Origin of the sequence: Acaryochloris sp. CCMEE 5410, assembly GCF_000238775.2 — a bacterium.
Taxonomy (GTDB): Bacteria; Cyanobacteriota; Cyanobacteriia; order Thermosynechococcales; family Thermosynechococcaceae; genus Acaryochloris.
Genome location: NZ_AFEJ02000003.1, coordinates 256,749 through 276,038, shown reverse-complemented (window position 1 = coordinate 276,038; position 19,290 = coordinate 256,749). Strand labels below are relative to the sequence as shown.

Genomic DNA, 19,290 nt, shown 5'->3' with positions numbered 1-19,290 from the left:
GGATCGTTCTCTCTATGTGGCTCGTCAGATCGATAATGGTCCCAGGACGCTAGAGAGGTTCCTATCGCAATGCGGATTCTTCTCGTTGAGGATGAGGTAGATCTGGGGGAGGCAATTAAGCGTAGCCTGTCGCGAGACAAATACGTGGTTGACTGGGCGCAGGATGGCACCCAAGCCTGGGACTATCTAGAGAATCCGCACGTCCATTATTCTCTAGCAATTTTTGACTGGTTGCTGCCGGGTCTGTCGGGGATGGAACTCTGCCAGCGTCTGCGGCAGTCAAAATCCTGCCTACCTGTGCTGATGCTGACGGCCATGGAGCGCATGGAAGATAAGGTGGCTGGCCTGGATGCAGGGGCTGATGATTATCTTGTCAAACCTTTTGAGATGGGCGAACTCAAGGCGAGATTGCGGGCGCTGCAGCGGCGATCGCCCCAACTTCAAGCGCAGCAACTCCAAGTGGGGCAGCTCATCCTAGACTACGGCACCGCAACCGTCTCTGTACAGGATGAGCCGGGGACAGCCTCGGTCATACCACTGACAGCAAAGGAGTTCCAGTTGCTAGAGTACTTTATGAAACATCCCAATCAGATTATTCCTCGGGAGCAGTTGATGAACCAGGTTTGGGAAATCGAAGCCGATCCCACCAGTAATGTTGTCCCAGCACAGATGCGCCTGTTGAGACGGAAGCTGACGGACTATGGTTTGGGGGATTCCCTCGACACCATCTATGGTCTGGGATATCGTCTCAATCTTCCCCATGCCTCAGCGTGATCCCTTTAACCGCACCCGCTGGCGCTTGACTGGCTACTATGCAGGGGTCATGGGTCTCATTTTGGCCCTCTGCGGAATGGGCTACTATCAAATCACTGAGCGTCAGCGCCTACAGGCGTTGACGCAAAAAATTGAATCATCGTCAGGCATACTGCACGACAGCTTAGGTGCGGTGTTGCTCCAACCTGGACGTCTCAATGCCTCTGCAGAAAAGTTACTCCCTGGCCTGTGCAAGGCAAAGGTCCAATGCCCAGAGCCAGACCGTTTTACCAAAAGACACGTCCTGGGACTGGTCAAGCAGGATGTCTACTATGCCCAATTAAAAGATCTGTCGGGTCAGACGGTCGCCACGTTGGGGCCATCGGTGGACCATATCCCAGACAACATAGTTCTGGAGGGCTGGCAGGTCTTCACGAATAGGGACGGAGAGCGCTTTCTGCAGTATTCATTGCTGCTGGAGACGGTCAATCACAGGAACTGGGGCTATCTTCAGGTGGGGCGATCGCTCAGGGAACTGGATCAGGAGTTAGTCGCGACCCAGCAGTTTCTACTGTGGGGGTGGCCCCTAGCGATGCTGCTTGTCTCAGGGGCGGGTTGGTGGTTAGCCGGACTCTCCCTGAAGCCCGTCCAAAACGCATACCAAGATATCCAACGATTCACCGCTAATGCAGCCCATGAGTTACGCACGCCGTTATCAGCGGCTAAGGCAACGGTGGAGTCTGTTCTAGAGACGGACAATATCTCAGAGGATGAGGCTCGAAAAACACTAGGGACAATCAATCGACAGGTCAATCGCCTGACGCAATTGGTCCAGGATTTGCTGCTGCTGACTCTGATTGATACGCAACAAAACCGAAAGGACGACCATAAAACCTGCCAGTTAGGGCTGATCATCAACGACGTGATGGATGAATTTCTGGCTCTAGCCCACAATACAGGCTTATCTCTCTCTGCGGAACTGGACACGACGCAACCGCTGATTGTCCAGGGGGATGAAGAACAGCTCTACCGAATGATCGCAAATCTGGTAATGAACGCGATTCAATACACCCTTCGGGGTGGTGATGTGGTCATTCGACTCAATCGGGATAAAAAATATGCCTTGGTTGAGGTTCGAGATACAGGCATTGGCATCCCTGCCGAGCAACAGGCCCATGTGTTTACCCGCTTCTATCGGGTGAATCGGGATCGCAACCGCAAGACAGGCGGCTCAGGCTTAGGCTTAGCGATTGCCCAAGCGATCGCACTGAAACACAAAGGCACAGTTCATATCCGAAGCCAAGTGGGTCAAGGTAGCACTTTTATCGTGTCTCTTCCTATAGCAACGGTATGACGCTGAGGAACGTAGGGAACAGGCTCAAGGCTCTTGAGATCAGTCGAAATTAGACTGGCAAGATAGGATAGAAGCGACTTCATGGAAGAAATCTAAAGACAATGACGACTAACCCATCCGTTAAGCAGCGCCTTCTGACTGAGATTGAGCAGTTGCCCGAAAGCCAACTAACTGAGGTTCTTAGGTTTGTGGGGACGTTGCAAGCAAATCCTCAACACGGCATATCGACAATGGAGCCGACGCCAGATCCCCTTTCCTCCTTCATCGGAGCGGTTTCCCACGGTTCGCTGGCGCAAGAGGTGGATGCTGACCTCTATGGTGACTAAGCTATTTGTAGACACCTGGGGTTGGTTGACTCTCCATGATCGCCGGGAAGACCAGCACGCTACTGTTGTTAAGCAGTATCAAACCATTCGGGCTGCAGGAGGGCAGGTCTACACCACAGACTATGTGCTGGATGAAACTTTTACGCTGTTTTTCAAACGTCTACGGGCTGAGCAGGCAAAAGCATCGATGGAGCTATTGCTGGATGCTTTTGAGCAAGACAGCTTTTATCTAGAGCGAATCACGATTGAGCGATTTGCCGCAACGCGGACACTACGACTGAAGTACTTGGACAAGCCCAGAATCTCTTTTACGGATCTCACGTCAATGGTGGTTATGCAGGAGCTGGGTATTGTTACCGTTCTGACGGGTGATGCTCATTTTCTGCAAGTGGGCATGAATTTTCAGGTTGTTCCTACGAATACGTTGCTGAGTTAATCAATTCGTAACCAAGATGAAGATCGCAACCGCAAAACAGGCGGCTCTAACCCGGCAATGCCTAAGCTTTACTCGTAAGACTGACCGAGGAATTAACGGAAAATCTGAATAGGTATTCAGACAGTAATGATTCTCAGTATCATGGAAGTACAGATACCTTCATCATCCTGCGATGGCTGCCACAGAAGCATCGAACTCTCAATCCGTCCCTGTATCACTTGACGCTCCGAGTTGTGAGGACGCCCTAGTCCATCTAGACAATGTTCGCCAAGTGCAACCCGACATTATAGAAACAGAGAAGGCGCAGCGAATGGCAGACTTTTTTAGTGCCCTCTCTGACCCCCATCGCCTCAAGCTACTGTCGGCCCTCGCTCAGCAGGAGCTGTGTGTCTGTGATTTGGCTGCCGCTGTCAAAATGGGCGAATCAGCCGTGTCCCATCAATTGCGCGTGTTGAGATCGCAACGGCTGGTCAAGTACCGCCGCCAAGGTCGCAACGTTTGCTACAGTCTTGCCGACGACCACATCATGACCCTCTATAGAGAAGTCGCTGATCACCTTGACGAGCAGAGTGCCTTCTAAACCAACCTTCTCTTCATTCCAGCGAGGATTAACAAAACACCGAGGACGCCACCAATCCCTCTCATCGCAACCAGTGGCTAAAGCAATCAATTTGCTGTATCATCTGAATAATCTTTCAGATATTCATATTCAATAGAGTAAGTGTTCCTATGTCAGCGTCTCACACCCACGGCGACTGCTGCGACCATCAGGATCGCCATCAGTTTAGCCTTCGTAAGGCATTGATTCCCATTGCGGTCTCAGCATTGCTCTTCGTTATTGGTCTGTTATTTAACAAGGCTCTAAACAACACCCCCTATTCCGTTGGCGAATACGCGGTTTTGATTCCGGCCTATCTAATTAGTGGTTGGAGCGTATTGATAACGGCGGGACGCAACATCCTGAGAGGGCGAATCTTTGACGAGAATTTTCTGATGGCCATTGCCACGCTGGGCGCGATCGCCATTCATGAACTTCCCGAGGCCGTGGCGGTCATGCTGTTTTTCCAGATCGGAGAGCTGTTTCAGGATTATTCAGTAGGGAGATCGCGCCGCTCTATCAAAGCCCTACTAGAGGTGCGACCCGATACTGCCAATCTCAAACTGGGCGATCAGGTTCGTGAGGTGGATCCTAAATCCATCAACATTGGTGATCTCATTCTGATTCGACCGGGAGAGAAGGTGCCTTTGGATGGGGAGATCCTATCGGGCCAATCCCAAGTCGATACCTCTGCCCTCACGGGAGAGTCGGTCCCCCGCACTGTCGTGACTGGTGAAACTGTCCTTTCTGGCATGATTAACCAGTCGGGAGTGCTGACGGTGCGCGTTACCAAACCCTTTGCAGAATCCTCAATCTCCAGAATTTTAGAACTGGTGGAAAACGCCAGTAGTAAGAAGGCCAACACCGAAAAGTTCATCACCCGCTTTGCCCGCTACTACACTCCTGTCGTTGTGGTCCTATCGCTGGCGGTGGCAATTTTGCCGCCGCTGCTCATTGCTGGTGCAACCCAGGCTGAATGGACCTATCGCGCGTTGGTGCTGCTCGTCATTTCCTGTCCCTGCGGTCTAGTAATTAGTATTCCGCTGGGCTATTTTGGGGGCGTGGGAGGAGCTGCTAAACGCGGCATTCTTGTCAAAGGTTCCGTCTTCTTGGATGCGCTGGCCCAGGTGAAAACCGTCGTCTTTGATAAAACGGGTACCTTAACCCAAGGCAACTTCCGCGTCACAGACGTTATCTCCGAGAATGGGTTCACCCAGTCCCAACTGTTGGCGCTGGCAGCTCAAGTTGAGTCTCAGTCTAATCATCCCGTTGCGCAGTCTATTCGACAGGCGCATGGTAAATCAGTCCATAAATCTGGCGTTCAGGAGTACGAAGAGATTGCAGGTCACGGCATTATTGCCCGCATAGAGGAGCGTACCGTTCTAGCAGGAAATGACCGACTGCTGCATCGAGAAAGCATTCCCCATGACGTTTGCATCGTAGAAGGAACCGTCACTCACCTAGCTGTGGATGGTGAATATACTGGGCGTATCGTCATTGAGGATGAACTGAAAGAAGACGCAATAGCAGCGATTCAAGCCCTACATTTGCAGGGCATTCAAACCGTCATGCTGACAGGTGATAACCAAGCGGTGGCCGATCGTATTGCTCACACCCTTGGTCTCGACCAGTATCGTGCTGAACTGTTGCCCGAGGGTAAAGTTGCGGCTTTAGAGGAAATATTAGATCGGGCCAGTCATACTCAAGGCAAAGTGGCCTTTGTCGGGGATGGCATTAACGATGCCCCCGTAATTGCCAGAGCAGATGTGGGGATGGCGATGGGAGGACTCGGCTCAGATGCGGCGATTGAAACCGCTGATGTGGTGATTATGACTGATGCACCGTCCAAAGTAGCTGAGGCGATTGCAATTGCCCAGCGCACCCTACAGATTGTCTGGCAGAATATCATCCTTGCGATGACGGTGAAAGCAATTTTCATTGGTCTAGGAGCTGTTGGCGTTGCAACACTCTGGGAGGCTGTCTTTGCTGATGTCGGTGTAGCATTGTTGGCTATTTTCAATGCTGGGCGCATTTTAAGATGATCATCGAATACAATTTGTAACCCCACCGCCATCCCCCTCAACAATTCGCGATTGGCAGGTCTGCCGTAGCCCCGACGCCGCAATCTCCAGCGTCCCCCTTTCAAACCTATCATTCACCTCATCCATGATGTCCCCAAACAACCGTGTAGGACAAATGAGTTTGTGGCAAAAATCCGTTCCTGAATTTTTGGCAAGGTCTTTCCATCCATAGAACTTCTTCTGAACTGGACAGTTCAGTAAGGAACAAAACTAAGCTGATACCTAAACCTTGAGCGTCTGGCCGAGACCAGAAATCGTTTTAGCGATGCCTACTCCCATATACCCTATGCACAATCCACATGACTGTAGAAGAACCTCCTCTATGAACTCTTTGCAGGATTGTCGAAAAGGCATACTGCGGTTCAGGTGCTATGAGTCAGTCATAGGGAGGTTCCCTCTAAAATCCTGGCAAAGCATTATGAGATCAGGATGAGATCAGAGAAATCGATACCTTTAGGGGTACTAAATCTCTTAAAAACCATAGCAGGACTACATTCTGATTAAGGCCCCTTGACACTCTAGTGGGTGGGTATGGCTATACTGGAGCCAACAGACATCGCAATCGATTCAAGCGTGATGTCAATCCAATATTCAACAAATTGAACAATGATAAAAAATCTTTTCCAACACCCTTGGCTTCGTATCGGAGCTGCAATCCTAGTGACGGGTGGCGTCGGTATAGGCATCTATGCTGTGGTTGCCCCCAAACAGATGCATCACCCTGCAATCGCAGAAAACCTTCCCCCCGAAGCATTGAAAATTACAGCTTTCCGTAGCCCCACTTGTGGCTGCTGCGGTGTTTGGATAGAGCATATGAAGGCTCAAGGATTCCAGGTTCAAGATAATATCACTGAGAATCTCGAAGGTGTAAAGCGGGAACATAATGTACCTGACGATCTAGCGTCTTGCCATACTGCGATCGCAAATGGTTACGTGATTGAAGGCCATATTCCCGCTGCTGATGTTAAACGGTTACTAGCTGAGAAACCTGATGTTGCAGGTATAGCCGTCCCTGGCATGCCAATTGGATCACCGGGGATGGAATCGGGGAACATCAAAGAACCCTATTCTGTATTCACGTTTGATGAGGCAGGGCAGACTACCGTATTTGCAGAACATCATTCCTAAGGCTAATATCCACCCTGGCTTGGCACAAAGCGCTTACCGCACGAAGAGATATCATCCTAATCTCATAATCTTGTGCCCTAATTGAGAGTAAGGGGGCTGCTAGGACAGCCCCAACATTAGGAGGGGACAGGGATGCAACGTAGGCAATTTCTAGCCTTGTGCGCCAGTAGTGCGGGTTCTGTACTGCTTTCAAGATGCGGTCGTGGTCAAACCCAAACAGCCCCTGAGCCTCAGGTCAAGCGTCCAAAGCTGCACACCAGCCGCAATGGGGTATTGGAACTTGACCTCGAAGCCAGCGCTCGGGAGATTAATTTAGGGGACGAAACCGTGGATTTACTGGCCTATAACGGTCAGATTCCTGGCCCACGGCTGGAAGCAAACTCGGTGATACCGTGCGGATCCGGTTTCAGAATAATCTGCCAGACCCGACCAACCTGCATTACCATGGCCTGCATATTCCACCCACAGGCAATGCAGACAACGTTTTTCTCAGCGTTGGCAGTGGGGAACAGGTCACCTACGAGTTCTCAATTCCTCAGACGCATTCCGGGGGATTAGCCTACTACCATCCCCATTTACATGGCTATGTTGCGGACCAAATTCTAGGAGGGTTAGGCGGTATTTTCGTCGTCCGAGGCCCGCTGGATGAGATACCTGAAATTCAGGCAGCAGAAGAGATTTTTCTGTTTTTAAAAGACTTTGTGGTTGAACAAGATCGACCCATGATGGGTCGCATGGCGGGTCGGGAGGGGATCTTGTGACGGTCAATGGTCAGGTCAATCCTTCATTTTCAATTCCCGCAGGTGGGTTGGCGCGGCTGAGGTTGGTCAACGCGTCCAATGCCCGATTTTATCGTTTAGCGCTGGAAAAGCATCCGTTTTATCTGATTGCGACCGATGGTCATCCCTTATCAGTTCCTGTTGAGATGTCGGAACTCCTTTTATCGCCGGGTGAACGAGCTGAAGTCCTTGTGCGTGGGGAGCAAGAACCCGGCGAGTATCGATTATTGGATCTGCCCTACAGCCGAGGGCAGATGGGGATGATGGGCGGCATGATGGGTCAAAACCGCAGAGGACCCGGCATGATGGGTCGGGAACATATGGGGCCAGGAATGATGCACCAAAATGATCAAGACTCCCCTCAGACCTTGGCAACATTGTCCTACTCAGGCCAGGTTGAACCGCAATCTTTACCCCAAAAACTGCTTCCCGTAGATGACCTGGCAAGCCCAACGACTGAACGCAAATTTGCCCTCAATCATGGCATGGTGCCGGGACAGGGAATGGTGTTTTTAATCAATGGCAAGTCTTTTGATCCGCAGCGCATTGATACGGAAGTAGCACTGGACACCATAGAAGATTGGGACATCTCAAATACTGGGGTCATGGATCATCCCTTCCATCTCCACACTAATCCCTTTCAGGTGATTGCCCGAAATGGTAAACCTGAGCCGTATCAAACTTGGAAGGATACGGTCTTAATCCCAACTGGTGAGACGGTGCGGATTCGGATTCCATTCAAAGACTATCCAGGCAAAACTGTTTACCACTGTCATATTCTCGATCATGAGGAACTAGGAATGATGGGCACGATTGAGATGCAAGCTTAGGGATCTGGGAATTAGGCGTGGGTAGATTGAGAAGGAGAAGCCAAATCAGACGATTGCGGGCTCTATTCACCCGCCCAAATGCGATTGCATTTTTGCTGCTCATCGGGTGCTTGCTAGCCTGCTGGTGGATTTATTCTCCGCCCGATCTATCTAGCCCTGAAACCTTCAGGCAAACGGTCATCAACGCAGGCTGGCTAGGTCCATTCGTCTACATAGGCATCGTGGCTCTATCCGTGGTGATTAGTCCGATTCCAGGTGCCCCCATTGCAGTTGCTGCCGGAGCAATATGGGGGTCTCTAGTGGCGGGAATCTACAGCGTCATGGGTGGATTTATTGGTAGCTTGGTTGCTTACTACATTGGCTGTACCTTAGGGCGTTCCACTGTTTACGCTCTCACTGGGAAACTCATCTACTTCTCAAAGGAGCGAGGAGAGCTATATCTTGGCTGGTTGATATTCCTGACTCGTTTACTTCCGGTCTTGTCGTTTGACTTAATGAGCTATGGCGCAGGTATTACCGGACTTTCGCTCCCCATCTACGCCAGCGCTACCTTGTTGGGCATGATTCCTTCAACCCTTCTCCTAACCTACATGGGGTCAGCATTTACAATAGGTCTACCTGCCGGAATTGCCCTGTCTGCTATTTTTCTGATTCTGTTGGTTGGCCTGCCCTGGGGCATTCGGCGCTACAACTGGTTTGGGATGCAAAACATCATCAGAGTTGAATGAGTTGGGAGTTACCGTCTTACCCGAGGTTGACGCTGCTTCAACCACATCAACGTTCCCGTAATGATCAGTACCAGTAGGCCAAGCGCGTTGAGGAATGGGTAGACCAGCTCTAGATTAAATCGACCAAACTTTCCTCGATGAAGGTCCAGCAGCCAGAGAAACTGATCTCCCTTGCCGCTGACAGCCGCCATTTGAAACCCAACGCCAGTGAGTAACGTTAGCAGCAGGGGAACACACATCAATGGGGCAGTTGCTTTGTGTAGGCGGCGGAGGTTCAAGCGAGCGGAACTCATGACTGCAGCCACCGTCTTACAGCAGACAAGCAGACTGGGCCAACTAGAATCAAACCTAAGGAGAGTTCACCCAAACCGAAGGGAAAGCCCATTATGGAACTTGCAAGCGTTGTCTGATCACTTACCACTGACGCTGTAGAAGGTTCTACAGGGATAGGCGACGGCTTGGCAATCTCGGCAGGCTCAGTATGCTGAGACTTTGGCACAGTCTCCGATCCATGAGATGTTGAAGTTTCAGTTTTCTGGCTTTTACTTGAGCGAACGTGACTTTCGCCACTGTGAGCCAAAGAAAAGCTGCAGTATTTGGCTCTGCCTTTGTGAAACGGTGAAGAGTCATCGATATTCCCTCGTGACGTATTAGTGTTCAAATTAGCTAACGTAAATTTAGGATCGCAGAATAAAGTTCCTATCTCAGAATGATATCCAATCTCCAATCGTACTCAACTCTAGAATAAAAGCCTTACGCCCGCTAGGGCCGAGAAGTCCCCGACGCTTTCTCCTTCTTCTCTAGCCAAGTCAGCGGTTTCAAAGAACTTGCGCTGCCAGTTGATGCCAACGTAAGGAGCAAACTTACGGCTAATCTCATAGCGGAGTCGCAGCCCCAGCTCAATATCATTAAGACCTGAGCCAACACCAAAGTTTTCAACCCTCTGGGCGGCAAGATTGATCTCAGCCTTGGGCTGTAAGATCAAGCGCTGGGTCAGCAACATCTCATATTCTCCCGTGAGTCTGGCTGAAACATCGCCATCCTCGCTAATGAATAGGGAAGCATCCACCTCAAGTAGGTAGGGCGCTAATCCCTGGATGCCGACCACTGCAAAGGCCCGCCCTCGGTCTGGGCCAGGACCATACAAGCGGTCATACCTTAGGCCCGCCTGAAAGTCCCAAAAAGGTGCAACCAGTTGACCGTATAGAGCCTGTACCTCTGCCTCACCGCCAGTGTCCGCCGAGAGGCCCACATCACCTTCTGTTTTGAACCAGAAGCGTCTGATGTCGCCCCCCACCCAGCCAATCGCATCCCAGTTCAGCGTCGTTGGGCCATCAACGGTGCGAACCTCCAACTGATCGATTAAGACAAAGGAGAAGGTTTGATTGTCTTTAACGGGTGATGGCCAGTCTTCCTTATCAGTTGTCTGTGGAGTCTCAGATGAGGACTGCGGAGTTTCAGGTGGTTTCTGCGTCAGAGTCTGTGCCAGAGGGCCGTTTGTAAAAGAGGGCTGGGGGGCCTGCCTGCTGGTCTCAAGGAAAAGTGTGGGCGGCTGTACTTTGCTTTCCTCTGTCCTCTCAAATTCTTGGGCGTGAGTGGGCAGCAACGCTCCTGAATTGGAGGTTTCTGCAATTGTCGGTTTTAGGGCGTCTGCGGTAGCGCTAGGCTTCGATGTAAGGGGTGCCAGTTGATCGCCTTCCTCTGCAGAGAGTTCTGCTTCACTAGGGACTTCCAACAGATCGGCTAGAGGCAGGTCAGGATTTGCTGAGATTTCAACCTCCTGATGCATTGGCTGTGTTTTAGTCCCCGTTTGCGTCTCCTCAGCCTGTGCTGGTAGAAGACCACTCCCTAGCGTCATCGAGACCAACGTTCCAGAAAGCGCAGTGGCCCAATAACGATGTTGCATCCTCACTCACAATTACCTCTGCAAATTTTCCAACGATAAAGACAGCACGAATCTGCAAGACTGCATCATTCGCTGTCAAAAAGCACATTGTTTTGTGCGAGTTACAGGTACATAGCCAACCTAATTCGCGGGACTCTGCTCAGTGGGGTTATCCGATGTTGTCGAATTCGTTCCCGACTTGTCATGCTGCATATCGCCCATATTGTGCTGCATGTTGTTCATGTCGCCAGAATCCATTCCCGGCATGTTGTGCTGCATATCGCCCATGTCATGCTGCATGTCGCCAGACTTCATACCCGGCATATCGTGGGGCATATTATGCTGCATCCCATTTCCCATTGGTTGGTGTGGGGCTGAAGATTCTGAACCCGTGGATGCAGGTGCTTCAGTGCCTGTTTGGGTATTGCCGAGCTGCTGCTGTTCTTGTGCCTGTACCCGAGGGGTAAACACGGCTAGGGCTGCAACCAACAACAATCCAGCAGTTGCATAACTTACTTTTTGAACGGTCATGAATTTACCTCTGCAATTTGATTAGTGACAGAAACGACTCGAAACATTCCCACTTCCATGTGGTAGAGCAGATGGCAGTGGAAGGCCCAATTACCAGGAGCATCCACCGTGACATCCACCGATACTTTCTCGGCGGGTTTGACATTGAGGGTGTGCTTCCGGGGTTGATGAGACCCAGCCCCATTGACCAGCTCCATCCACATGCCATGTAGATGGATGGGGTGCTCCATCATGGTGTCGTTGATAAAGGTGAGCCGGAGCCGTTCCCCATTACGAAACTGAATTGGCTCCTTCGCTTGCGAATACTTTTTCCCATCAAAGGACCACATGTAACGCTCCATGTTGCCCGTGAGATGGAGTTCAATTTCCCGCTCAGGCTGTCGCTGGTCCTCTCTGGGGGTAAGACTGCGTAGATCAGTGTAGAGAAGGACACGGGTTCCCGTATTCTCCAAGCCAATGCCAGGATCATCGAGGCGACTTTGAAGCATCATCGGCACTCCTGCATTGCCGGGACCGTGACCATCAGGACCGTGTGGGGTCATATCGCCAGAGTTCATACCCGACATATTGTGCTGCATGTGGTTCATGCCGCCGTTATCCTTCCCAGGCATGTTGTGTTGCATATTATTCATGTCGCCTGAACTCATACCCGACATGTCATGCTGCATGTTGCCCATATCACCGGATTTCATGCCTGACATGTCGTGCTGCATATGGTTCATACCGCCGGAACCGTTCCTTGACATGTTGTGCTGCATATTTTGCATGTCGCTGGAACCGTTCCCTGACATGTTGTGCTGCATGGTATCCGTGCCACCAGAGTCCATACCCGACATATCGTGCATCATGCCCATGTCCGCCATCGAGCGCATGACGCGGGGACGTTGCTCAGGAATAGGAGCCGTCATGCCTTGACGGGGAGCCAAGGTACCACGGGCATACCCACTGCGGTCCATCGTTTCGGCAAAAATGGTGTAGGCTTGCTCGTCCTGCGGCTCTACAATTACGTCGTAGGTTTCAGCCACAGCGATGCGAAATTCATCGACAGGGACTGGCTGGATATTCTGACCATCAGCCTGCACAACGGTCATCTTTAGGCCAGGAATCCGCACATCAAAAAAGGTCATAGCGGAAGCGTTGATGAACCGCAAGCGCACTTTTTCTCCAGGCTGAAATAGTCCCGTCCAGTTCGAGTCAGGAGCCATGCCGTTCATCAGATAGGTGTAGGTGGCTCCCGTCACATCCGCAAGATCTGTCGGATCCATTCGCATCCGTTTCCAGGGCAAATCTTTGAATAGCGTTGCCACTGTGCGCCGGTTGTAGTTGTAGTAGGCGCTCATCTTTTTGAGATTAGCTAGAACGCTATGGGGATCCTCAAAGGTCCAGTCGGAGAGCGTCACCACATAGTCCTGCTGATAGTCAAACGGTTCTGGCTCTAGAGGATCCACAATTAGCGCACCAAAATGCCCCATCTGTTCCTGCACACCGCTGTGACTGTGATACCAGTAGGTGCCGCTTTGCTGGACAGGGAAGCTATAAGTAAACGTCTCTCCTGGCTTGATTCCGGCAAAACTCACGCCGGGTACGCCATCCATCTCTGGCGGCAGCAGGATGCCGTGCCAGTGAATTGACGTGTCTTCCTTGAGCTGGTTGGTCACTTTGATGGTGGCGGTTTGACCTTCCCGTAGCCGCACTAGGGGACCAGGGATAGAGCCATTTGAGGTGATAGCGGGTGTCTCCTTCCCGGCGATCGCCAATCTCGTTTTCTGGACTTGAAGATTAATAATGTCGGGATAGGTCTGGCTCCCCCCTGCCACGCGGGCCGTTGCAGCCCGCAGCTTAGGCACCAGACTGTCAAACCCCAATGCAAGGCCCATTCCGGCTGAAAACCGAATAAAGTTGCGTCGGGTAATGGTTTTGGCGGTGTAACCCATAGCGTTTCGTGACGAATGATAGCCAGATGAACAGCAGTTGAAGAAGGAGTAAGCATCAAAAAGCATTTGAGTATCTCTCTGATGCTTACGGCAATTTATGGTGTGAGGTATGAGGGAATACCCTCTCTACTACTTGTGGAACATAAAAATGAAATCAGAATGAGATGCCAGCTACGTTAGTCATAGGTGGCAATTCGAGCCATCCCCAAGGGAATATCTGTTGTCATCTCTGCGCCTCGCCCCGTAACGGGGAACAGCCACACCCGACTACTAAACGTTGACGTGCGAACCCCATTTAAGGTGACCTTCAGTGTCGTGTCTGGCGCAACGGGTTGAGCAAAGGTGACAATTGCTGTGTTCCCCTCGAAGGTTGTGCTTGACTCAATTTCTTGACCTGATTGATCCGTGACGGTGATACCATCGCTGACCCGAACCCGTTCAGGGATGCCGATGGTCAGTTGAGACAAAGGATAGCCAGAGACGTGGAGACCAAAGCGATATTTTGCAAAGGGAACCCGAGGATTTCGAGGGATGGCAGCAGTGGTTGTTAGATGAGGAACCTTGGCATCTTTAAGGACGCCTGCTGCTCGGGCTGCTGTGATGGAACCAGCTAAAGAGAGGCTAATTATAGTAGTGTAGATCAGAAATTTCATGCTTATTCTCCTAGCTTTAAATCAGACAGATGATTTACATTGCAGCAGCAAGTTTCCTCAAGATTTAATGAGAATTATTCTTGAGCTAGTTAGGGGGGATCTGAGAGGCCAAGCGTCTCCCAGATCCTGATAAAGAGTCTTCAGATTCACATAGGATTAAACGCTATGATGCTCTTGCTGGCGGGGTGTTTGCCTTGAGGACATGGCACCCTACAGGAACTTTTTCTACAACTCTAGCTGCCCCATTTGGACCACAAACAACTAGCGTTTTCGCAGAGGCGCGACTGATCAACCCAATGCTTAAAAGAGGTACAGAAACCAAGACTGCACCGATGAAAACCTTAATAGACTTCATGGATTTTAAAGCTGAATAACAATCTATCTTTAATGTAGATTGCAAAAATGAGATCAGAATGATATTTGATTCTAATTCTGGTGTTTTAACAATACTTAAATCATGAAAACTTTATTCTTTACTAGAGAGTCGGTGTAGGTTGCCGAACTGAACCAATCGGTAGAGAAAGAATAAAAGTACTACCCTGCCCAGGCTGGCTCTGCACCGAGATTTTGCCGCCATGTGTTTGAGAGATCGCACTTGCAATGGCCAACCCCAACCCTGACCCGCCAGTCTGTCGGTTGCGATCGCTATCCACCCGATAAAACCGATCAAAGATCTTGGCTTGATACTCCGGCACAATTCCCACCCCCGTATCCTGCACCTGAATCACCGCCTGCTGGTCCTGCTGATCGAGTGCGAGGGTGACTTTACCTCCTTCAGGGGTGTACTGAATTGCATTGATCACGAGGTTAAACACGAGTCGGTAAAGCTGTGCTTCATCTCCGTTGACCCATAGGGGCTGATCCACTTGAACATCAGTTAGAAGCTGGATCTTTTTGCTTAGGGCCAGAGCCGCTAACTCTTCAGCGATGTCGCTAACTAAATCCTGGAGGCAGCAAGCATCATTCTGCTTCAGTTGTATTTGGCGATCTAATCGAGTCAGCAACAGCAAGTCCTGAATCAGTTGGGACAAGCGCTGATTCTGGCGATCCAAAGTCTGCAACGTTTCGCGGGCCTCAGCTTCCGATAACTGAGGCAAATCCAAAACTGATTCCACCGTGGCTTGGGCAGCAGCGATCGGGGTGCGTAACTCGTGAGCGGCATCTGCCGTGAACTGCTGCATCTGCTGGTAAGACTGACGAATCGGTCGCATCGCTCGGCCAGCTAACCACCAGCCTGCAACGCCGACAAACCCCAGAGCTAAAGGCAATCCGGCAAATAGAGCCAATCTGACTGAGGAAAGATAGCGATCTGAGTCTTTGAGAGAACTGCCGACCTGCAGATATCCCCACAGTTGCTCATTGGGGTTTTGCAAAGGCAACGTAACTTGGCGATAGCGAGTCTTATCTCTGTCTTTGAGAAACTGCCACTCGGACGCAGATGAAGAGGATATTAATCCGGGTGGTTTAAGCCCAGCAAGGGCAACAAGGTCTTGCGAGGGGTCAAGGAGTCGAATGTAGTAGTTGCCCTGAAACATTTCTCCAGGGGCATGTTCAGCAGCTCTAACGGTTTCCGTACATTGACTCGGGCTATTACAGGGATCAGGTAGGAAACGCTGAGCGCTAGCTGGAATTTCTCCGGGTTGTTGTAGGGTTGGCTCTATGTTGTCGTGGAGTCGGCCTGCGATCGCCTGTAGTTCTCGATCTGCCGCCGTCCGGTGAGCATGGTCAATCGCTTCATAGACCCCAAGGCCGCTGACCGCCAGAATAATACCCATGACCCCGGCATACCAACTTGCCAACCGCCAGCGAGTCTGACGAAACAGCGTTTGCTCATTCATGGTCTAAGTTAAGACGATAGCCAATCCCGTAGATCGTCTCTATGGTACCGTCACAGCCCTGTTCAGAGAGCTTGCGACGCAGTTGACGCATCAGCGCAGCCACCACATTACTGACAGCATCAGCGTCAGCTCCCCAAAGCTGATTGAGAATCTGATCGCGGCTGATGATTTGCCTCGGATGCTGCATGAAATATTCCAAAAGCTGAAATTCTTTATGGGTTAACAATACATTTTGTGGGGCTTGTCCCTCATTGGTAATCGAGACGTTGTGAGTGCCGTAGTCTAGGGTGAGCTGACCGACCTGAAGCTGCTGGGGTTGGAAATGGGGCGATCTCCGCTGCAGTGCCCGCAGTCGAGCCAGTAACTCAATTTTACGAAAGGGTTTGACGAGATAGTCGTCAGCACCAGCATCTAGTCCTGCTGCGGTATCCTCCGGGCGGTCCTTCGCCGTCAGCATCAACACTGGCAGGGGGCTATTCTGGGTGCGTAGACGCTGGCATAGCTCAACCCCAGAGAGTCCAGGCAAGAGCCAATCGAAAATAGCTAGCGTGTATTGGGTCCACTGGCTTTCTAGATAATCCCAAGCTTCCAGGCCATCCTGTGCCCAGTCCACGATGTAGGCTTCTTGAGTGAGGGTGCGCTGAATGGCAGCTCCCAGATCGGGTTCATCTTCAACTAATAAGACTCGCATACGGTTACAGCGGAACGGTTGAAATCAAAGGGCAGATATCACCCGGTTGAGGAGGCGGTTGGCTAGTAGACCAGCGATCGCGATAGTCTTCCAGCTCTGCTTTGAAGGCCATCATCTTCTGAATCTGAGCCTCAAGCTGCTCGATCTTGTCCTGCAGCAGTGACTGGACAAACTCACAGGGCACATCTCCCTGCTGGTGGACGTTCAAAACCTCATGGATATCCTCTAGGGAAAAACCTAGAGCTTGCGCCTTCTTGATAAACAACACCTGCTGCACCGCTTCCTGGGGATAATAGCGGTAGCCATTTTCACCTCGATCTGATGCCAGCAAGCCCAGGCTTTCGTAGTAGCGCAACGCCCCTACAGATGTGTTGGTCTGCTTGGAAACCTCACCGATTTTTAAGCGTGTTGCAACCACCATTGAACAGTCCTCCCAGGGCAGCTAACTCAACCTTAAACCCTCTAGTGAGCTACAGGGTCAAGGCAACTCGCATTCCTGTGCGAATATCCCACTATTTCTAGGTTGGCAGGACATGATGAGATCAGGATGAGATGACCGTTTCAGTCCTATCCAATGCCAGAAGCAATGAGCGATTCACGGGAGATGGGCCTTTGGTTTTGGCAACATTCTGCCAGTTGACCGTCAACGACAACTGCAGGGAGGCGATGGATTCCGTACTGCGCTGCTCTGTCTTGACATTCATTGGTTTCGCAGCCTTCATGTAAATCCCAAACTTTTACCTGGCAGTCAGGAGCGGCTAGCTCTCTAACTAGCTCAACGGTAGAATCGCAGAGTGGGCATCCAGCGGTAAAAACTTCAATAGAGCGCTTGGCCATTTCAATGTCCTCCTGAGTTCTATGTGCAGCCTAAACGCTCTATCTGACTTCAAGGTCAAGTCCTATCCAGAAGGATAGAACTATGGGCGATATTGTGATGGAGAAGGTTGACTAGGATCGTCCGAAGCTAGCGGAGCTACAGTTATGTTAATCAGAGCGGTTTTGGAATGGGATGCTGAAGCTGAGTCCTACTCAGCAACCTGTCCAGAGCTAAACTTTGTGTCTTCCTATGGCGAGAGTCGAGAAGCCGCGATGGTCTCCGACCGGCCTGCCTCCAAAGGAGGAGCTACGCTAACGGCCATCGCAAATCTCAAAAATGCGATTCAGCTCATGCTCGAACCGCTCCCAGACCATTTACTTGAGATGCAGTCTACCGCTGATGTCGTGGAGCTAGCGCTGTAGCAGCATGGCCTTCGTTATTTACATCAAGGGTTCTCTTCTCCTACGCAGCAAGATATGTCTAAACAATCTCTACGATTCCCATCATGCCTTGATCTTCGTGGTCAAGAATATGGCAGTGGTAGACAGTGCGACCTGTATAGTCTTCGAATCTTACTCTAATTTTGACGGATTCATATCCTCCTACGCTCACGGTGTCTTTCCAGGCCAGCAGCGGTTCGGGTTTGCCATTGCGCTCGATGACCTGAAAGCGGTTGGTGTGTAGATGGAAAGGATGATCTACGCTGGCTTTGTTGATGATATGCCAATCTTCTACCTGATTGAGCTGTACCTGAGTATTGACTCGATCCATTACAAAGGACTGACCATTGATGATGAAGCTGTTGGAGCCTGCAGTGGTGTCGATGCCATGATTAAGTAAGAATTCTCGGGTTGTTGAGGGGTTGGGTAAGCGGTCAACTGGGATGAGCGCTTTTGGAAGCGGAAGGGGACTGGTGCGGTTCCCTTCCACATACCGTAATGTAGCGATGGTTGTTTCTGCCGGTAGCGCGACTCCGGGTACTTGTTTAGCGTGATTGCCTATCCCCTGAATCATCTCTGCAAGCCCCCGGTCGTATGGCAGACTCAGCAGCCCATAGTCACCAGGTTCTATTTGTCCTGGAATAAGCAAGTCTGCGCGTTCCCCAGGTGAAAGAAGAAGCGTTTCTATTTCTTGGGGTTCAGCGATCGCGCCTCGATCAGTTGCAATCAAGAACCACGGATGCTCAAGTAACTTAAGCTGGTAAATGCGAGAAGCCGAAGCATTGATGAGTCGCAGCCGCAGCAATCCATTTTGCGGCAAGTCAATGATTGGATTTTGCTGTCCATTTACTAGCTGTATACTGCCTTCTCGTCCCCATCGTTTAGCTAAGGTAGAGAGTGCTTCATCATCTGGGAAATTAGGTTCAAAGTCTTGAAGTACTAAGACTTCTTCTTTAGCCTGCTGAACCTCAGGAATTTCGTCCAGCTTGCCCCGCACAATCAGTGGCCCAGCTAAGCCGTTGAAAATCTGTGAGGCGACCTTGAGATGATAATGGGGGTGGTACCAACCTGTGACTGCAGGATGGTTACTGGGAATCTGAAATTCGTAGGTGTAAGCCTCTCCGCTAGAAACTTCTCGAAAAACGTTGTCTATCTCAGGAGAGATATGTAGACCGTGGTAGTGCAAGTTGGTTGGCTCACCCAGTTCATTCGCCATCGTAAGACGAATCGTATCCCCTGCCTGTACTTCTAGAATTGGCCCCGGAGAATGACCGTTGTAGGTCATTCGTTTTGCAAACTGCTTGCCGATTTTAATGTCGGTAGAGTGCTGCGCAGTTAGAGAAAGATCAAGTAGCCCTGACGTGCTAGAGAAGCGCGGAAACGACTTAAGGGGAAGCGAGCTTCGGCGGCGATTGCACTGAGCTAGAAGCGGTGTGATAGAGGCTGCGGCTGCAAGATACAAGAATTTTCGGCGTTTCACAATATCGT

At 50.9% G+C, this 19,290-nt stretch carries 19 protein-coding genes and 1 pseudogene; 10 read left to right on the top strand and 10 right to left on the bottom strand.

What is annotated here, in order from left to right; all coding sequences use genetic code 11:
* The first annotated feature begins 69 nt into the window (after positions 1-69).
* The 9 genes and pseudogenes from rppA (ON05_RS31520) (at position 70) to ON05_RS31480 (ending at position 9,013) form a co-directional block, all read left to right on the top strand.
* Positions 70-774: a two-component system response regulator RppA gene (gene rppA, locus ON05_RS31520; RefSeq protein WP_010474737.1), complete on the top strand. Its 705-nt coding sequence runs from the start codon at positions 70-72 to the stop codon at positions 772-774.
* On the top strand, positions 761-2,107 hold the full coding sequence (gene rppB / locus ON05_RS31515; protein WP_010474735.1) for a two-component system sensor histidine kinase RppB: 1,347 nt from the start codon (positions 761-763) through the stop codon (positions 2,105-2,107). The genes rppA (ON05_RS31520) and rppB (ON05_RS31515) overlap by 14 nt, the downstream gene beginning before the upstream one ends.
* A gap of 101 nt (positions 2,108-2,208) precedes the next feature.
* Positions 2,209-2,433, top strand: coding sequence for a hypothetical protein (locus ON05_RS31510; RefSeq protein WP_010474732.1), 225 nt, complete (start codon positions 2,209-2,211; stop codon positions 2,431-2,433).
* Positions 2,423-2,869, top strand: a complete 447-nt coding sequence (locus tag ON05_RS31505; protein WP_010474731.1) for a type II toxin-antitoxin system VapC family toxin — start codon at positions 2,423-2,425, stop codon at positions 2,867-2,869. The genes ON05_RS31510 and ON05_RS31505 overlap by 11 nt, the downstream gene beginning before the upstream one ends.
* Before the next feature lie 172 nt (positions 2,870-3,041).
* A complete protein-coding gene (locus tag ON05_RS31500; RefSeq protein ID WP_010474729.1) occupies positions 3,042-3,449 on the top strand; it encodes a helix-turn-helix transcriptional regulator in 408 nt (135 codons plus the stop codon).
* A 149-nt stretch (positions 3,450-3,598) separates the two neighbouring features.
* Positions 3,599-5,509: a heavy metal translocating P-type ATPase gene (locus ON05_RS31495; protein WP_010474727.1), complete on the top strand. Its 1,911-nt coding sequence runs from the start codon at positions 3,599-3,601 to the stop codon at positions 5,507-5,509.
* A gap of 645 nt (positions 5,510-6,154) precedes the next feature.
* Positions 6,155-6,676: a DUF411 domain-containing protein gene (locus ON05_RS31490; RefSeq protein WP_010474725.1), complete on the top strand. Its 522-nt coding sequence runs from the start codon at positions 6,155-6,157 to the stop codon at positions 6,674-6,676.
* Positions 6,677-6,808: 132 nt separating this feature from the next.
* Positions 6,809-8,285 (top strand): annotated as a pseudogene (locus tag ON05_RS31485) (multicopper oxidase family protein).
* Positions 8,286-8,377: 92 nt separating this feature from the next.
* Positions 8,378-9,013 (top strand): TVP38/TMEM64 family protein, encoded by a 636-nt coding sequence (locus tag ON05_RS31480; RefSeq protein ID WP_236618981.1) that lies wholly within the window; start codon positions 8,378-8,380, stop codon positions 9,011-9,013.
* 8 nt (positions 9,014-9,021) lie between these two features.
* Here the strand turns inward: ON05_RS31480 and ON05_RS31475 are convergent, their stop codons facing one another.
* The 9 genes from ON05_RS31475 to ON05_RS31435 all read right to left on the bottom strand — a co-directional run bounded on the left by ON05_RS31475 (position 9,022) and on the right by ON05_RS31435 (position 17,382).
* Positions 9,022-9,306 (bottom strand): PepSY domain-containing protein, encoded by a 285-nt coding sequence (locus ON05_RS31475; protein WP_010474389.1) that lies wholly within the window; start codon positions 9,304-9,306, stop codon positions 9,022-9,024.
* A 446-nt stretch (positions 9,307-9,752) separates the two neighbouring features.
* Positions 9,753-10,919, bottom strand: coding sequence for a copper resistance protein B (locus ON05_RS31470; protein WP_262562499.1), 1,167 nt, complete (start codon positions 10,917-10,919; stop codon positions 9,753-9,755).
* A 120-nt stretch (positions 10,920-11,039) separates the two neighbouring features.
* Positions 11,040-11,429, bottom strand: coding sequence for a hypothetical protein (locus tag ON05_RS31465; protein WP_010476387.1), 390 nt, complete (start codon positions 11,427-11,429; stop codon positions 11,040-11,042).
* Positions 11,426-13,363: a copper resistance system multicopper oxidase gene (locus tag ON05_RS31460; protein WP_010476388.1), complete on the bottom strand. Its 1,938-nt coding sequence runs from the start codon at positions 13,361-13,363 to the stop codon at positions 11,426-11,428. Before ON05_RS31460 ends, ON05_RS31465 begins: the two co-directional genes overlap by 4 nt.
* Positions 13,364-13,539: 176 nt before the next feature.
* Positions 13,540-14,016, bottom strand: a complete 477-nt coding sequence (locus ON05_RS31455) for a DUF2808 domain-containing protein (RefSeq protein WP_010476389.1) — start codon at positions 14,014-14,016, stop codon at positions 13,540-13,542.
* Positions 14,017-14,492: 476 nt separating this feature from the next.
* Positions 14,493-15,854 carry a two-component system sensor histidine kinase RppB gene (gene rppB, locus ON05_RS31450; protein ID WP_010476390.1) on the bottom strand — a complete coding sequence of 454 codons (1,362 nt, stop codon included), beginning with the start codon at positions 15,852-15,854 and terminating at the stop codon, positions 14,493-14,495.
* A complete protein-coding gene (rppA, locus tag ON05_RS31445; RefSeq protein WP_010476391.1) occupies positions 15,847-16,545 on the bottom strand; it encodes a two-component system response regulator RppA in 699 nt (232 codons plus the stop codon). Before rppA (ON05_RS31445) ends, rppB (ON05_RS31450) begins: the two co-directional genes overlap by 8 nt.
* A 4-nt stretch (positions 16,546-16,549) precedes the next feature.
* Positions 16,550-16,966: a heavy metal-responsive transcriptional regulator gene (locus ON05_RS31440; RefSeq protein ID WP_010476392.1), complete on the bottom strand. Its 417-nt coding sequence runs from the start codon at positions 16,964-16,966 to the stop codon at positions 16,550-16,552.
* Positions 16,967-17,112: 146 nt separating this feature from the next.
* On the bottom strand, positions 17,113-17,382 hold the full coding sequence (locus ON05_RS31435) for a thioredoxin family protein (RefSeq protein ID WP_010476394.1): 270 nt from the start codon (positions 17,380-17,382) through the stop codon (positions 17,113-17,115).
* Between the two features lie 144 nt (positions 17,383-17,526).
* Between ON05_RS31435 and ON05_RS31430 the strand changes: the two genes are divergently transcribed.
* Positions 17,527-17,784, top strand: coding sequence for a type II toxin-antitoxin system HicB family antitoxin (locus tag ON05_RS31430; RefSeq protein ID WP_010476396.1), 258 nt, complete (start codon positions 17,527-17,529; stop codon positions 17,782-17,784).
* Positions 17,785-17,842: 58 nt separating this feature from the next.
* On the opposite strand, the gene ON05_RS31425 is transcribed toward ON05_RS31430, so the two are convergent.
* Positions 17,843-19,282, bottom strand: a complete 1,440-nt coding sequence (locus tag ON05_RS31425) for a multicopper oxidase family protein (RefSeq protein ID WP_236619038.1) — start codon at positions 19,280-19,282, stop codon at positions 17,843-17,845.
* Positions 19,283-19,290: the final 8 nt, after the last annotated feature.

Bases quoted from the DNA above. Each gene is read 5' to 3' on its own strand.
- rppB (WP_010474735.1), top strand. From the start codon at position 761: ATGCCTCAGCGTGATCCCTTTAACCGCACCCGCTGGCGCTTGACTGGC.
- ON05_RS31505 (WP_010474731.1), top strand. From the start codon at position 2,423: ATGGTGACTAAGCTATTTGTAGACACCTGGGGTTGGTTGACTCTCCAT.
- rppA (WP_010476391.1), bottom strand. From the start codon at position 16,545: ATGCGAGTCTTATTAGTTGAAGATGAACCCGATCTGGGAGCTGCCATT.
- ON05_RS31470 (WP_262562499.1), bottom strand. From the start codon at position 10,919: ATGCAACATCGTTATTGGGCCACTGCGCTTTCTGGAACGTTGGTCTCG.
- ON05_RS31455 (WP_010476389.1), bottom strand. From the start codon at position 14,016: ATGAAATTTCTGATCTACACTACTATAATTAGCCTCTCTTTAGCTGGT.
- ON05_RS31440 (WP_010476392.1), bottom strand. From the start codon at position 16,966: ATGGTGGTTGCAACACGCTTAAAAATCGGTGAGGTTTCCAAGCAGACC.
- ON05_RS31465 (WP_010476387.1), bottom strand. From the start codon at position 11,429: ATGACCGTTCAAAAAGTAAGTTATGCAACTGCTGGATTGTTGTTGGTT.
- ON05_RS31460 (WP_010476388.1), bottom strand. From the start codon at position 13,363: ATGGGTTACACCGCCAAAACCATTACCCGACGCAACTTTATTCGGTTT.
- ON05_RS31510 (WP_010474732.1), top strand. From the start codon at position 2,209: ATGACGACTAACCCATCCGTTAAGCAGCGCCTTCTGACTGAGATTGAG.
- ON05_RS31490 (WP_010474725.1), top strand. From the start codon at position 6,155: ATGATAAAAAATCTTTTCCAACACCCTTGGCTTCGTATCGGAGCTGCA.
- ON05_RS31475 (WP_010474389.1), bottom strand. From the start codon at position 9,306: ATGAGTTCCGCTCGCTTGAACCTCCGCCGCCTACACAAAGCAACTGCC.
- ON05_RS31500 (WP_010474729.1), top strand. From the start codon at position 3,042: ATGGCTGCCACAGAAGCATCGAACTCTCAATCCGTCCCTGTATCACTT.
- ON05_RS31430 (WP_010476396.1), top strand. From the start codon at position 17,527: ATGTTAATCAGAGCGGTTTTGGAATGGGATGCTGAAGCTGAGTCCTAC.
- rppA (WP_010474737.1), top strand. From the start codon at position 70: ATGCGGATTCTTCTCGTTGAGGATGAGGTAGATCTGGGGGAGGCAATT.
- ON05_RS31495 (WP_010474727.1), top strand. From the start codon at position 3,599: ATGTCAGCGTCTCACACCCACGGCGACTGCTGCGACCATCAGGATCGC.
- rppB (WP_010476390.1), bottom strand. From the start codon at position 15,854: ATGAATGAGCAAACGCTGTTTCGTCAGACTCGCTGGCGGTTGGCAAGT.
- ON05_RS31435 (WP_010476394.1), bottom strand. From the start codon at position 17,382: ATGGCCAAGCGCTCTATTGAAGTTTTTACCGCTGGATGCCCACTCTGC.